This is a genomic window from Dyadobacter sp. CY261 (genome assembly GCF_021440085.1).
Classification (GTDB): domain Bacteria; phylum Bacteroidota; class Bacteroidia; order Cytophagales; family Spirosomataceae; genus Dyadobacter.
Map to the genome: position 1 here is coordinate 1333770 of NZ_JAKCPW010000001.1, position 13699 is coordinate 1347468.

The 13699-nt window shown below is 48.2% G+C and carries 10 protein-coding genes; 5 read left to right on the forward strand and 5 right to left on the reverse strand.

The window, feature by feature from the left end; translation table 11 throughout:
* Window positions 1-49 precede the first annotated feature (49 nt).
* The 3 genes from LZD49_RS05305 (at window position 50) to LZD49_RS05315 (ending at window position 3535) form a co-directional block, all read left to right on the forward strand.
* Entirely contained in the window at window positions 50-2287 is a 2238-nt protein-coding gene (locus LZD49_RS05305; RefSeq protein ID WP_234666280.1) for a bifunctional alpha,alpha-trehalose-phosphate synthase (UDP-forming)/trehalose-phosphatase, read from the forward strand.
* A gap of 27 nt (window positions 2288-2314) precedes the next feature.
* The gene (locus LZD49_RS05310) at window positions 2315-2899 is read left to right on the forward strand and encodes a Crp/Fnr family transcriptional regulator (protein ID WP_234666281.1); all 585 of its coding nucleotides are present in this window, start codon (window positions 2315-2317) and stop codon (window positions 2897-2899) included.
* Window positions 2900-2971: 72 nt separating this feature from the next.
* Window positions 2972-3535, forward strand: a complete 564-nt coding sequence (locus LZD49_RS05315; RefSeq protein WP_234666282.1) for a DinB family protein — start codon at window positions 2972-2974, stop codon at window positions 3533-3535.
* Between the two features lie 133 nt (window positions 3536-3668).
* On the opposite strand, the gene LZD49_RS05320 is transcribed toward LZD49_RS05315, so the two are convergent.
* The 5 genes from LZD49_RS05320 to LZD49_RS05340 all read right to left on the reverse strand — a co-directional run bounded on the left by LZD49_RS05320 (window position 3669) and on the right by LZD49_RS05340 (window position 8970).
* The gene (locus LZD49_RS05320) at window positions 3669-3932 is read right to left on the reverse strand and encodes a hypothetical protein (protein ID WP_234666283.1); all 264 of its coding nucleotides are present in this window, start codon (window positions 3930-3932) and stop codon (window positions 3669-3671) included.
* A gap of 240 nt (window positions 3933-4172) precedes the next feature.
* Window positions 4173-5243 carry a dipeptidase gene (locus LZD49_RS05325; protein ID WP_234666284.1) on the reverse strand — a complete coding sequence of 357 codons (1071 nt, stop codon included), beginning with the start codon at window positions 5241-5243 and terminating at the stop codon, window positions 4173-4175.
* Window positions 5244-5495: 252 nt separating this feature from the next.
* Window positions 5496-6608 carry a D-TA family PLP-dependent enzyme gene (locus LZD49_RS05330; RefSeq protein WP_234666285.1) on the reverse strand — a complete coding sequence of 371 codons (1113 nt, stop codon included), beginning with the start codon at window positions 6606-6608 and terminating at the stop codon, window positions 5496-5498.
* Window positions 6609-6752: 144 nt separating this feature from the next.
* Entirely contained in the window at window positions 6753-7229 is a 477-nt protein-coding gene (locus LZD49_RS05335; protein ID WP_234666286.1) for a RidA family protein, read from the reverse strand.
* A 436-nt stretch (window positions 7230-7665) separates the two neighbouring features.
* Window positions 7666-8970 carry a gluconate:H+ symporter gene (locus LZD49_RS05340; RefSeq protein WP_234666287.1) on the reverse strand — a complete coding sequence of 435 codons (1305 nt, stop codon included), beginning with the start codon at window positions 8968-8970 and terminating at the stop codon, window positions 7666-7668.
* A 284-nt stretch (window positions 8971-9254) separates the two neighbouring features.
* Between LZD49_RS05340 and gyrA the strand changes: the two genes are divergently transcribed.
* Window positions 9255-11885, forward strand: a complete 2631-nt coding sequence (gyrA, locus tag LZD49_RS05345; RefSeq protein ID WP_234666288.1) for a DNA gyrase subunit A — start codon at window positions 9255-9257, stop codon at window positions 11883-11885.
* Between the two features lie 72 nt (window positions 11886-11957).
* A complete protein-coding gene (locus LZD49_RS05350) occupies window positions 11958-13418 on the forward strand; it encodes a tetratricopeptide repeat protein (protein WP_234666289.1) in 1461 nt (486 codons plus the stop codon).
* The last annotated feature ends 281 nt before the right edge of the window (window positions 13419-13699 follow it).

A 13699-nucleotide genomic window follows, 5' to 3' on the forward strand; every position in this document is an offset into this window, starting at 1 on the left:
CATGTCCATTGCCCTTTTGGCATGGCTTTTGAGGCCTTACGGGTATATTATGGAAAGTTCATCTCAGTCAGCCAACGCGGGAAGGCTCATCATAGTCGCATACCGGTTACCGTTCAAGATAGTTCGTGACGGTGATGTCTCCCGATTATTTCAAAACTCCGGCGGTCTTGTTTCGGCGGTACTTTCGCTGGTCAAGGATCAGGATAATCAGGCTTTCGATGCCCATCAGAAAATTCAGTGGATCGGCTTTTCGGAGAATACACCCGAAGAGCTTGAAGGACAGTCGCTGGAAAATGAAAGCTTTCATGCACATCCGGTATTCATCGCCGATGAGCTCAACGAAAATTATTATGAGGGCTTCTGTAACAATCTGATATGGCCGCTATGCCATTATTTTCCTTCGCTCGCGCGCTTCCACGATATCTATTTTGAAGCCTACCAGGAAGCCAACCGGTTGTTTTTTGAAAAGGTCCGGGAGGTCATACAGCCAGGGGATGTGATCTGGGTCCAGGATTACCAATTGATGCTTTTGCCCAAACTCATTCGCGAGGCATTTCCCGAGAATAAGATCGGCTTCTTTTTTCACATACCATTTCCTTCGTTCGAGATATTCCGGCTGTTGCCGGTTGTCTGGAGAAAGGCCATCGTCGACGGTATTCTCGGTGCCGATGTGGTCGGCTTTCATACCAACGACTATGTGGAGTATTTCCTGAAAGCGGCGAGACTTGTCTCCGAACTGGGGAATAAATTGCATTACATCAACATGGGCAACCGCATCGTAAAAGTCGATTCTTTTCCGATCAGTATTGACTTCGACAAGTTCAACGATGCCTACGACGACCCCGATGTGGCCGCTTCCCGCGCGGATGCCCGCCAGTCGCTGAAAGAAAAAATCATTTTCTCGGTCGACCGTCTCGATTACTCCAAAGGCATTATCCATCGTTTGCACGGTTACCAGCGCTTTCTCGAACTAAATCCTCAATGGCACGAAAGGGTATCTTTCGTGATGACGGTGGTGCCCTCACGGGACACAATCGAGCAGTATCAGCAGATGAAGTCGGATATTGACCAGACGGTTGGTAAGATCAATGCCGACTTCGGAAGCATTTCGTGGCAGCCGATTATTTATCAATATCGCTCTATGCCTTATCACGAGCTGGTAGGCATGTATACCGCGAGCGACGTCGCACTCATCACACCCGTACGCGACGGGATGAACCTTGTTTGCAAAGAGTATGTCGCGAGCCGTAAAGACGGCAAGGGTGTACTCATTTTAAGTGAGATGGCTGGTGCCGCCGCGGAGTTAGGCGAGGCGCTGATCATCAATCCGCTCGACCGGCAGGACATTGCGGATGCGATTAAAACCGCATTTGAAATGCCTGATGGTGAACAAAATAAACGCATGGAGGCCATGCGAGAAAGGATTCACGATTATGATGTTTTCGCATGGACCAATGATTTTTTTACCCAAATGACAATGCTTGAATTAGAACATGGCCGATTGCGTCAGGTTTTCCTGAACAACAAAGGCATTGATACGATCCGGTCAGCTTACCAATCCACAAATAATCGGATCCTGTTTTTCGATTACGACGGCACACTCGCACCGATCGTGCCGGATCCGGCCCAGGCCATTATGACCGATGATGTCAAAAAACTGTTGCAAGACATCGCCAAGCGCGACACTGTAGTGATCGTTAGCGGTCGTGACCGTTATTTTCTGGACAAACTTTTCAGCGATCTTCCCGTGCATATGATCGCCGAACACGGCGCTCTAATTAAAGCAAAAGACTCCGGTGAATGGCAGCTTAATGAAGGCTATGAGGAGAACTGGAAAGACAGCATCCGGCCGATGATGCAGATCTACGCCAAACGCTGCCCGGGTGCGTTCGTAGAAGAAAAGGAAACTGCGTTGGCATGGCACTACCGCACCGCCGAAGACAGGGAATATGCCAGCCGCCGCGCGCAGGAGCTCCTCTGGCAATTAAAGAATTACGTCCAGCCGGAACTGAACCTGCAGGTGATTGACGGGAGCAAGGTGGTTGAAGTCAAAAAGACTGCGTTTAACAAGGGAACTGCTACACGTTTGTTCGTAGAGGCTGGTGACTTTGATTTTATCCTGGCCATTGGTGACGATACTACCGACGAGGATATGTTCGAAGCATTACCGGACACTTCATTTACCATCAAGATAGGAGACGACCTTTCCGCGGCGCGCAACCATATCCGGAGCCAGGACGAAGTTTTTCATTTCCTGCATTTTATGGTGTCGCCGGTAGGCGAGTAGCGACGGCTTTTGTATTTTAGCGGTTCTATGGAGGAATCGCTAAAATTGCTTCAATCGGTCGTGCAGGCCATTCATCCGCTCGACGCAGCCGACTGGGACGCCTTGTCCCGGATTTGGAAACCCTTTTCGGCAAGAAGGAAGGAAATCATTTCCGTGCCCGGCGAAACGGAACGCTATCTCTATTTTGTGACAGAGGGTGTCCAGCGAATCTACTATCTCGATGATCAGAACCGCGAGGCGACGCTTGCCTTCACCTACCGGCCATCGTTCGGAGGTATTATCGATTCGGTACTGCTGGAAGTACCTTCGCGCTACTATTATGAGACGCTTACACCTTCAAGCTTTATCCGTGCACCTTATGCGGAGTTCAAGGAGCTTGCACAGCAGCGACCGGCTATCGAGCGCATGTTACGGAGAGGCATCACTCAAACACTATCGGGAATTCTGGAACGGCTCGTAGAGGTGCAATGCTTTTCTTCGGAAGACAAATTCAGGAACCTGCTCAAACGTAGCCCGCATATCCTGCAACTGGTGCCGCACAAATACCTCGCCACTTATCTGGGAATCGATCCAACGAATTTCAGCAAGCTTGTGAACAAGGTCCGGATATGAAAATGTTGGTTTTTACCAAATATTTCATAAGCCGCGTTGCACAACTTTGCATTGTCAAAATTATCGAACCCCATGAAAACTGTCAATAAGAAAGAACTGCTGCTACGGCTCGACGACCAGGTTGAACAACATATCACGGATGTGGTTGCATTATTTCAAAACCTGGACAACGAGTTTCTGAACCGGCCGTCGGCCACCGGCGGATGGAGTATCGCGCAATGTCTCGATCACCTGAATAGTTACGGGTATTACTATCTGCCTAAAATGCGTGAAAAGCTCCATGTGGCACCGTACAGTTCAAAGGAAGATTTCACCAGCACTTGGATAGGTGCCTATTTCGCCAAAATGATGGACCCTGACACCGGGAAGCGAAAATATAAAGCCTTCAAAGGGCACATTCCGCCATCAGACCTTAATGCAGCAGTAGTGGTGAGCGAGTTTATCCGTCAGCAAGAGGAGCTTTTGCGCCTTCTACGTAGCGGCTTAAACAAAGATCTTGACGCCATGCGCATTCCTGTGTCGATCCTGCCATTCATCCGCATGAAGGTCGGTGATGTTTTCCAGTTCATCATCGCGCACAACGAGCGCCATATGCGTCAAGCCAAGCGGAACCTGGTACCACAAAGCATTTATTAGTCCAAAAATAGAAGCGACAGCTGGTGCAGAGCTCCTGCGCCGGCTTTTTATGTACAAAAAAGCAGCTCCGGAAGCCGGAACTGCTTGTGAAAAAAGGGCATTTGAACAAGTGATAAACGGTCAGTAAGTGCTGCTACGCCAGTGAAATGCCGTTGGTTTCCAACCGGGTTTCATTTATGTTTTCGAGTTTAATAAAGTGGCATACATATCCCGCGGAGCGCAATGCCAACTGGATACGTGTGAAATCAGATAGTTCGGAAGTCAGGGTCAGTAGAAAATCCTGAAAATCGTAGGCCCAGTGCTTAACATTCAATTGTTTCAGACAGTCATGCAATTGCTGCAACGACTTGCTTGCCTGAATGTGGGTTCGGAAGAAAATTTTATATGTATTGCCCATTGTTGTTTACTTGAATTTGGCGGGATGTTACCAAATCAACTCAGATCGCTGATTTAATTTGTCAAAAATAGCTCTTATTTAAAATGATTACAAATAAGTAGGGTTAATATTTTCTATAAAAATAAAAAAGCCTCGCAACCATGATACCAAGTTGCGAAGCTTTTTTGAGAACTCCTTTTAGTGCTATATTAAGAATTTATTAGATTTAATAAATTCTTCTAAATGAGTGGGCTAATGTGGTCAAGCCCAGTTTCTTTCCAGAAAACCGACCCAGTTTCGCCACATAATATGCTCAATGTCGCTTTCCGTGTAACCACGTTGCCGAAGTAGTGCAGGGATGGTCTGCAAATCTGCGATTGAGTCCATGTCACCAGGTGACTGCTCTTTGCCGTAAGCGCCATCGAGGTCGGAACCGATCCCAACATGCAATGCATTGCCTGCAATCTGACAAATGTGGTCGATGTGCTGCACGACATGTTCGATTTTCAGGCCGGTATTTTCCGGTGTCGATTTACCGCGTATCCAGCCGGGGATCATCATCCAGGCATCAAACGCCATGCCGATCACCGCGCCGCGATCGAGCAACACTTTGATCATTTCGTCCGAAAACTGGCGGTTATGCGGGGTGATGGCGCGCACCAGGTTATGGCTCGCCCATACCGGCCCACGATACAAATCCATGGCTTCCCAGAATGCCGTATCGCACAAATGCGTGGCGTCGAGGATCATATCCAGTTGATCCATTTCGCGGAGCAGGTCTTTGCCTCTTTCGCTTAGCGGAGCATCAGAATCCGTTCCATAGGCATATACGCCCGGGCCATAATGCGCGGGTCCGATGGCGCGCAAGCCGTAACCATAAGCGGTTTCGAGGTTTTTGAGACTTACAAATGAATCGGCACCTTCGAGGCTCAGAATGTAGCCGATAGGCAGGCCTTCCGTCGATTCGGCATTTTGCCAAAGTTCGAGGTGGTTACGAAGCCCTGCCAGTCCGGTGATCTGCACCATTTCGCCGGCATCTTCCATGGCTTTGTACCAGGCAACCTGCGCCTGCGTGATGGCCCAAGCCTGCGCCTGCGAATGCCAGCCAGGAATCTTGCTGTCGGGTTTGATATAACGGCCGATTTGCGTGGCTACGCAAATGCCGATATTGCCTTTCCGCATTTCGGGAAAGCTGACGACTCCCTTCCCGCGATCGGGTTTGTCGGTGAGGTCTTTTTCGCGTTCGCGGATCGAATAAAGGTCTTGGGTAAGGTCCCGGTTCCATTCCACGGCGTTCATGGAAAGGTCCAGGTGGGCGTCAAAGAGGAACATTGGTCAATGAGTGAATGAGTGGATGAGTGGATGAGTGGATGAGTGAATGAGTGAATGAGTGAATGTGAGTGAATGTGAGTGATTGGATTTTGAATTGAAGGATTGGACACTCAGGCTTAAAATGGTATGACAATTGAAATGAATTGAATTGAATTCGAGCTCTGGGTTGTTCTAACACTCATCGGATCGTTCAAAATTCAATCTCATTCACTCATTCAAAATTCACTCATCGAATCATCAAACTTCTCAAAATCAAATAGTTATGCGTCTGCTGCGTGCGGTAATCTTCCATTCGCTTGTCACACTTCCGTCTTCGATCACGGTTGCAAAGTCGTGCAACGCTACGGTCGGGCAGATGTGGTAGGGTAGGGCGTAAAAGACATCGCCGATCTGAATGCCTTCCCATACGTCGGTGTTTACCTGGATCACGCCGTGTTCTTCGCTTTGGCTCAGCAGGGTGTATTCCGACAAATTCAGTAGCCGTAATCGGTTTTCAATCGGGTTTTCGGCGGCGATCGCTTTGTGCCCGAGATCGACGGTTATGGTCCCGGGAGTTGGCTTGGATATGACGCGGGTTATGATCAGCGCGGCGTGTTCGAATGGCTGGCCGTCGAAGCGATCGCCATAGCCCCAATCCCATAGCACATTGGTTCCCGGACTTAAATATACATCCGGCCGAAGCGTGTGCACTGTAAATGAAGGCGAACCTCCGACGATGATCATCGGCTCATAGCCGCATTCTGTTTCAATGCGATCGAGGAGCGGGAGTACTTTTTCGAAAGCTTCATCGGCCGCAGCTTTGCGTTCCGAAAATTCAGGGTTGCGGATTTGGCCGTCGTAAATGTGAACGCCGCCGAAAGAAAGACCTTCCAGGCTGTTCACATACCGATACAAGGAAAGCAGTGTTTCGTCGGTGGCATGCCCGGTACGGTTCATGCCGTTATTGACGTCCAGAAAGGCTCTTGCACGCAGCCCGCGTGCAAGAGCGGCTTCACTCAGTTGTGTGGCGGTTGCTTCATTATCGACCAACGAAGCGAAAGTGGTGGCCGGGAATTTTTCGCGAAGCGCAAAGAGGCGATCGATATTTGGGCCAACGAGCTGGTAGGCGACCAGCACCCAAGGTGCGCCGGCCCCGGCAACCATTTCTGCTTCCGCGATGGTTGCGCATTTGAACTTCGATATACCAGCAGAAAGTTGGATTTCGACAACCTCCGGGCACTTATGGGTTTTCACATGCGGCACCAGCCTTTCCGGCGAGCCCGCAATATTCACCATACTACGGATATTGCTTTCAATGCGGTCTTTATAGAATAGGAGCGAGGGAGAGATTACTTCTCCGGGGTTGGTTAGCTGGTACCAGGACATGCAGTTTCAATTTTGACCGGGTCGCCGGTGCAATGAGTGAATGATTGAATGCTTCGATGTAAGAATATTCATTAAATCAGGGTCTAATTAGGACTTGTTGCCCAGTGAGGGTTGCTGACAAAACAAACTATTCAATCATTAAAATTACTTTTCTTCAAGCTCAAACATCGCCTCGATCTCTACCGGAATATTATCAGGCAGCGTGCCCATGCCTACGGCGCTTCTTACGCCGATGCCGTTTTCTTCACCCCAAACTTTGGCGAAGAGCTCGCTGCATCCGTTGATGATATAGGGATGTCTTTCAAAATCAGTTGTACCGTTAACCATGCCGAGGACCTTGATCACTCTTTTTACACGGTTAAGGCTTCCGAGATTGGCTTTCAGCGTCGATAAGATCGCCAGGCCTACCTGACGTGCGGCGAGCTTGCCTTGCTCCGCATCGAGGTCTTTGCCGATCCGGCCGATGATCAGGGAACCGTCATCCTGTACAGTACCATGGCCCGAAACGTATACCCAGCGCTTGTCAACGATTAACAAAGGTTTATAAACGCCGACCGGTTTCGGGGCAGGGGGGAGGTTAAGGCCAAGGGCAGCGAAATTTGATTCAGGTGTATTGTCCATAATAGTAAAGAGAATTGAAGTGCCGTTCGGTTCAACGAACGGGGGTGATTGGCTACTGATTTTATTGTTATTGATCTTATTCTTCTGATTTTAAGCAATTATTAGACTGTTGATCTTGATCTGTCATTCTTGATCTTGTTGATTTGGAGCTGGATCTAGCAATCTTAATCTATTAATCTCGAACGGCAAGGCGATAATACAAAGATTCACAACAGCGTTCTTCATACCCTTTTTTGAATATAAAATCTAATACCGTCCGTTTTAACGGACGGAAAACGACTTAGAAGCGTCGGCTTGGGTCCTGTAATACGGTACTCCGTCAGCTTAGGCCTGCTTCGAACCTCGACGGCTGGTTCTTTAGAGTTCCGCTGGCCAAGGCCTGCTTATACCGAACTCCGCCGGTAACGCCGGGTTCCTCTTAGTTTTTTCGGCAGCCTTACACGAACAAATTTAGCACTAAAACGCCCAGTAAACCCATAATTGACACAATTGTTTCCATAACGGACCAAGTCAGGATCGTGTCTTTGATGCTTAGATTGAAGTATTCCTTGAAGAGCCAGAAGCCACCGTCGTTTAGGTGGGAGAACATCAAACTGCCTGAACCAATGGCCAGTACGAGGAGCTCTGGCGGTACAGCAGAATTGGCGAGCAATGGTGCCAGGATGCCTACTGTGGTTAATCCTGCTACAGTGGCGGAACCGACGCAAACGCGGATAACCGCCGCAATTGCCCAGCTAAGCAGGAGCGGGGAAATGTCCATGCCTTTTAGGTTCTCGGCAATGTAGGTGCTCACGCCGCTAGCGGTCATGATTTCTTTAAAAACGCCTGCACCGGCGATGATCAGCAAAATGGTGGAAACACCCTTGAATGCTTCTTCCATCGATTTGCTTACCTTTTTCATGTTCATCCCGCGCTTCACGCCTAATACATATGCGGCGAAAAGAACCGAAACGAGCATGCCGAAATAGGGTTCAGCAAGGAGGCCGATCAGTTTATTTTCCGGGTAAATGCGTTTGATGCCCGACATGGTTGTAAGAAGAAACACCGGAAGCAGTGCAGTAACAATGCTAATGCCGAGTCCGGGAAGCTCCGCCGTTGGTCTTGGCTTTACATCAAATAAGTCTTCATCAGGCTTGGGCTGGAAACGTTTCAAGGTACTTCCGAAAATAGGGCCGGCGATAGCGATAGCAGGAATAGACACGATTATGCCGTATAATAGGGTCTTACCCAGGTCGGCATGGAGCTGGCTCGCGATCGCCGCCGGGGAAGGGTGGGGTGGGAGGTACCCGTGCGCTACCGATAATGCAGATAACATTGGAATACCTACATATAATAATGGTAAACGCGCGGTTGCGCTGATCATGAAAATCAGCGGGATCACAATGACAAAGCCCGCATTGTAAAAAAGTGGTATCCCTATCACAAACCCGGCAAGCGCCATACCCCATTGAATGTATTTTTTTCCAAAGAGCCCGATGAGTGCGTCGGTAATGCGCTGCGCCGCTCCACTGTCAGCCACCATCTTCCCCAGCATCGCCCCGAACCCGACTATGAGTACAAGGTCGCCCAGAGTCCCTCCCACACCTTTTTGGATGGCCTTGCTAACCGTTTCGACATCCAACCCGCTACCTAGCCCGAGAGCGATGGAAACCAGCAGAAAGGAAATGAAAGTGTCGATTTTGAACCAGGCAATAAGTACAATAAGCGCAAGGATTGCGATAAAGGTTAATAGTAAAGGCATAGGTGAAAATTGTCGAAAATTAAGCTTTTGCTAATAAGCTGGAAGAACGGGATTTTTAATGATAGATGCCAAATTAGTTTTCCTTCGGAATTTCTGAGAGGTAATGGGCGGATTGTCACGCATATACGCCCGCACGGGCAAAATAGCACAAAAGATAGTTTGTTAGAATGCTTTAAAATAGCGAAATTTGACTTTTTAGTACCGATAAGTTTGTATTAATCCGTTGGGCAGTTGCATATTATCGATTCGCTCAATTTAAAATTTTGATTCTTTTCTAATTCTCTATGGCAGAATCTCCTGGTGAAAACATTATCCCGATTAACATCGAGGATGAAATGCGTGGAGCCTACATCGATTACTCGATGTCCGTTATCATCTCCCGCGCTTTGCCCGACGTTCGCGATGGTCTGAAACCTGTTCACAGGCGGGTCCTTTACGGAATGGACGATTTGGGCGTAAGCTACAACCGGTCCCATAAAAAGTCGGCTCGTATCGTTGGTGAAGTTTTAGGTAAATACCACCCGCATGGCGACTCCTCCGTTTATAATACGATGGTACGTATGGCACAGCCGTGGTCGCTGCGCTACCCGCTTGTGGATGGTCAGGGTAACTTCGGATCTGTCGACGGTGACAACCCGGCTGCGATGCGTTATACCGAGGCAAGACTGAAAAGAATTGCCGACGAGCTCCTGGCCGACCTTAAAAAAGATACAGTTGACTTTCAGCCCAACTTCGATGATTCGTTGAGCGAGCCAACGGTACTTCCCGCTAAATTCCCCAACCTGCTGGTAAACGGATCTTCGGGTATCGCCGTAGGTATGGCTACCAACATGGCGCCGCACAACCTGAGTGAGGTCGTGGACGGCGTGCTCGCTTACATCGAGAACAGCGACATTACAATCCCGGAGCTGATGGAGTATGTAAAAGCTCCGGATTTTCCGACAGGTGGTATCATCTATGGTTACAATGGCGTACGTTCTGCCATGGAAACCGGCCGCGGTAGCATTATCATGCGTTCCAAAGCGCAGTTTGAGGTTTCTAAGACCGGCCGTGAGCAAATTATCGTCACCGAGATTCCTTATATGATCAACAAAGCGGCGATGATCGAACGGATCGCGTCGTTGATCAACGATAAAAAACTCGACGGTATTTCCGACATCCGTGACGAGTCGGACCGCGAAGGTATGCGCATTGTTTTCGATCTGAAAAAGGATGCGATACCGAATATTGTATTGAACCACTTGTTCAAATACACTCCACTGCAAACCTCCTTCGGGGTGAATAACGTGGCGCTTGTAAAAGGTCGCCCTGTGTTGCTGAACCTGAAAGATTTGATCAGGCATTATGTGGATCACCGGATCGTGGTAATTACCCGCCGGACCGAGTATGAATTGCGTGAAGCTGAAAAACGTGCACACATTCTCCAGGGTTTGTTGATCGCGCTCGATAATCTCGATGCAGTGATTTCATTGATCCGGGCAGCACGCGATCCTGAAACAGCGAAGAACGGATTGATGGAGCAATTCAGTCTCTCGGAAATCCAGGCACGCGCGATCCTCGAAATGCGCTTGCAACGTCTGACCGGTCTGGAAAGAGAGAAAATCGTGAAGGAGTATGAAGAGATCATGCTTTTGATCACCGATTTGAAAGATATTCTTGCCAACGAATTTCGCAAGTACGAGATCATCAAAACCGAGCTGATCGACATCAAGGAACGCTACGGTGACGCGCGGCGAACGAAGATCGAATTCTCGGCAGAAGAATTTAGCGATGAAGACATGATTGCCGACGAGGAAATGCTGATTACCATTTCCAGGGAAGGTTATATCAAACGGACGCCGCTTTCGGAATACCGTACACAAACAAGGGGAGGGGTAGGTTCCCGCGGTGTAAAAACCAAGGATACTGACTTCACCGAGCATTTGTTCTCCGCGACAATGCTCAACTACCTGTTGATCTTCACCGAATATGGAAAACTGTTCTGGATGAAGGTTTACGAAGTGCCCGAAGGAAGCAAAACTTCAAAAGGTCGCCCGATCCAGAACCTGATCAGCCTCGAAAGCGGTGATTCGATCCGTTCGGTGATTAATGTCAAAACTTTGTCCGATGAGGATTATATCAACAATAATTACCTCATTATGTGTACTGAGCAGGGCACTATTAAAAAGACATTGCTCGAAGCATACTCTCGCCCGCGTACGAACGGTATCATAGCGATCTCAATCAACGAGGGTGACCGCTTGCTAAATGTAGCATTGACGAATGGTGACAACGACATTGTTATCGCTTCGGCTGCCGGCCGCGCGGTTCGTTTCAACGAGAAAGGTGTGCGACCAATGGGCCGTACCGCAGCTGGTGTTCGCGGTATCAACCTGAACGAGGCTAGCAATAAGGTAATTGGTATGGTTTGTATCAGCCGGGAAGATGCGCAACTGCTGGTTGTATCGGAAAATGGTTTTGGAAAACGTTCAGCAATAGACAGTTATAGGGTTACAAACCGTGGTGGTAAAGGCGTTTCAACGATGAATGCGACCGACAAGGTGGGTAAGCTGGTTGCCATCCGTGAAGTAACAGAGGAAGACGACCTGATGATCATTACCCGAAACGGTATCGCCATCAGAATGAGCGTATTAGACATTCGCCAGGCTGGACGTAATACACAAGGCGTGAAGCTGATCCGTCTGAGCAATTCGGATGAAATCACTTCGGTAACCCGCATCCTGAAAGACCCCGACGAAAAGGCGGAAGAAGAGCTGGATGAAGACGGCAACGTAGTACTCAGACCGGTAGCACAGATAGAGGGTGCTTCGGCGGATGATATCATTGTGTCTGATGATGAGCTGGACGAGGAAGAAGATGTCGCTGACGACGACGAGGAGGAGGATGAAGAGCCTTCCGACGACGCAGAGGCATGATTTTTGTAAAAATCACATTAATAGATTTATATTTAGGACTCGAACAATCAATCACAACCAAAGTTAATATTTATGAAAAAACTGTTTTTTGTTTCTGCACTTAGCCTGTTCGGCTGTGCTGCGTTCGCGCAGGACGCTGCTGTGAACAAGGCTCTGGTAGATGGATTTCGTAAGGAGAAAGAAAAAAGCGATAAAGATGCAACAGACCCGAAAGCAAGCGCAAAAGCTACCTTCTGGTTGGAACGCGCGAAACTTTATGAAAACATAGCCCTGCAAGGTTCAGAAGTAGATTCCAGTGCAGCGAAAACAGCGTTGGAAGCCTATAAAAAGGTTGTTGAGCTGGATGTTACTAAAAAAGGCGAAGCCGGTAAATCTTCTAAAGAGGCCAGCAACGTTCTGGCTGGTGGCGAAGGTTCGCAGCTTTTCAACGCGTTCGTGAAGCAAGGTGCCGAAAAATACCAGTCGAAGAACCTCGCCGGTGCATTGGAAATGTTTTCGGCGGCGCAGGAAATCAATAAGAAAGATACTTTGGCCGCGCTCTATGGTGGTATCGCTGCGCAACAACTTGAAAAGAAAGATGTTGCAAAAACTTCTTTTGAAAAGTATGCAGCTAATGGTGGTAAAGACCCCAGCGTTTTCTACGGATTGGCTCAGCTATATCGTTCAGAAAACAATTTCGATAAAGCAATTGAAACCCTGAACAAAGGTCTGGCTCAGGCTCCCGGGAACAAGGACTTGAAAGCGGAAGTTGTGAACATTTTGTTGGCCTCAGGTAAGGAAGACCAAGCAATCAAAGAACTCGAAGCTTTGGCGGTTGCTGATCCAAAAAACACTCAAAATGTGGTAAACCTGGCTATTTTGTACGATAACATGTACAGAACTTCAACCGACAAGGTGAAGCAATTGACCGCTAAGGCAGGAGCAGGTACTAATGCCGCCGGGTCTGCTGAAAAAAATATCGCTGCGGAGAAAGACAAGATCGCGGTTTACGACGGTGAAGTAAAACGTATTACCGCGTTGGCCAAGAAGCAACCTAAAAATGCCGATTTGAAACGCCAGCTTGCTGATGTAACTGCAAAGAAAAAGGAGAGCATCGAGGCAGTAGCGAAACTCGAAGGCGAATTGAAAACGGCACAGGAGTCTGCTAAAGGTCAGGACGTAGCTGGACTGGAAAAAGAGTTGACTGAGGCAAAAGCAAAACAAAAGGAAGCTAGCGACAAAGCCGTTCTCAATTACAAGAAAGCGCTGGAGATCGACGCGACTAATTACGATGCGCTTTACAACCTTGGTGTTTTCTACTTCAACGAAGCTGTACAGCTGAAAGGCGAAGTAGATAATATGAACATGACAGAATACCAGCAACGTGGTAAGGAAGTCGAAGGCCGTGTTTGCGGTAAATTCAGGAAGGCTAAGCCATACTTCGAAAAAGCAATCCAGGCTAAGGACGAAGCTGAGGCAAAGGACAACCTTACTAACCTGAATGGCGTTCTCGAACAATTCGCAGCAAAAGGAGTAGCCTGTATCGACGAGTAATCGATAGGGTTATCAATAAAACAAATAGAGCGCCGGTTTATGCCGGCGCTCTATTTGTTTTGAAGGTCTATTTAACATAATATAAATTATACAACATTTATATTTGAACCCGCATTGTCTAATGTTTAATCATACTCATTATTTTTGATCATACCCATTGTTATGGCCGCCGAGAATTGCATCATTCGTCCATGATATCGGGTTTTGATATTTTATCGAAATCTCAGGCGCTTGTATTTGGGGTTTTATCAGATTATCTGTCTCAAAAACAGCGGTGTTAG

Bases quoted from the DNA above. Each gene is read 5' to 3' on its own strand.
- LZD49_RS05305 (WP_234666280.1), top strand. From the start codon at position 50: ATGGAAAGTTCATCTCAGTCAGCCAACGCGGGAAGGCTCATCATAGTC.
- LZD49_RS05325 (WP_234666284.1), bottom strand. From the start codon at position 5,243: ATGTTCCTCTTTGACGCCCACCTGGACCTTTCCATGAACGCCGTGGAA.
- LZD49_RS05320 (WP_234666283.1), bottom strand. From the start codon at position 3,932: ATGGGCAATACATATAAAATTTTCTTCCGAACCCACATTCAGGCAAGC.
- LZD49_RS05310 (WP_234666281.1), top strand. From the start codon at position 2,315: ATGGAGGAATCGCTAAAATTGCTTCAATCGGTCGTGCAGGCCATTCAT.
- LZD49_RS05350 (WP_234666289.1), top strand. From the start codon at position 11,958: ATGAAAAAACTGTTTTTTGTTTCTGCACTTAGCCTGTTCGGCTGTGCT.
- LZD49_RS05330 (WP_234666285.1), bottom strand. From the start codon at position 6,608: ATGTCCTGGTACCAGCTAACCAACCCCGGAGAAGTAATCTCTCCCTCG.
- gyrA (WP_234666288.1), top strand. From the start codon at position 9,255: ATGGCAGAATCTCCTGGTGAAAACATTATCCCGATTAACATCGAGGAT.
- LZD49_RS05340 (WP_234666287.1), bottom strand. From the start codon at position 8,970: ATGCCTTTACTATTAACCTTTATCGCAATCCTTGCGCTTATTGTACTT.
- LZD49_RS05335 (WP_234666286.1), bottom strand. From the start codon at position 7,229: ATGGACAATACACCTGAATCAAATTTCGCTGCCCTTGGCCTTAACCTC.
- LZD49_RS05315 (WP_234666282.1), top strand. From the start codon at position 2,972: ATGAAAACTGTCAATAAGAAAGAACTGCTGCTACGGCTCGACGACCAG.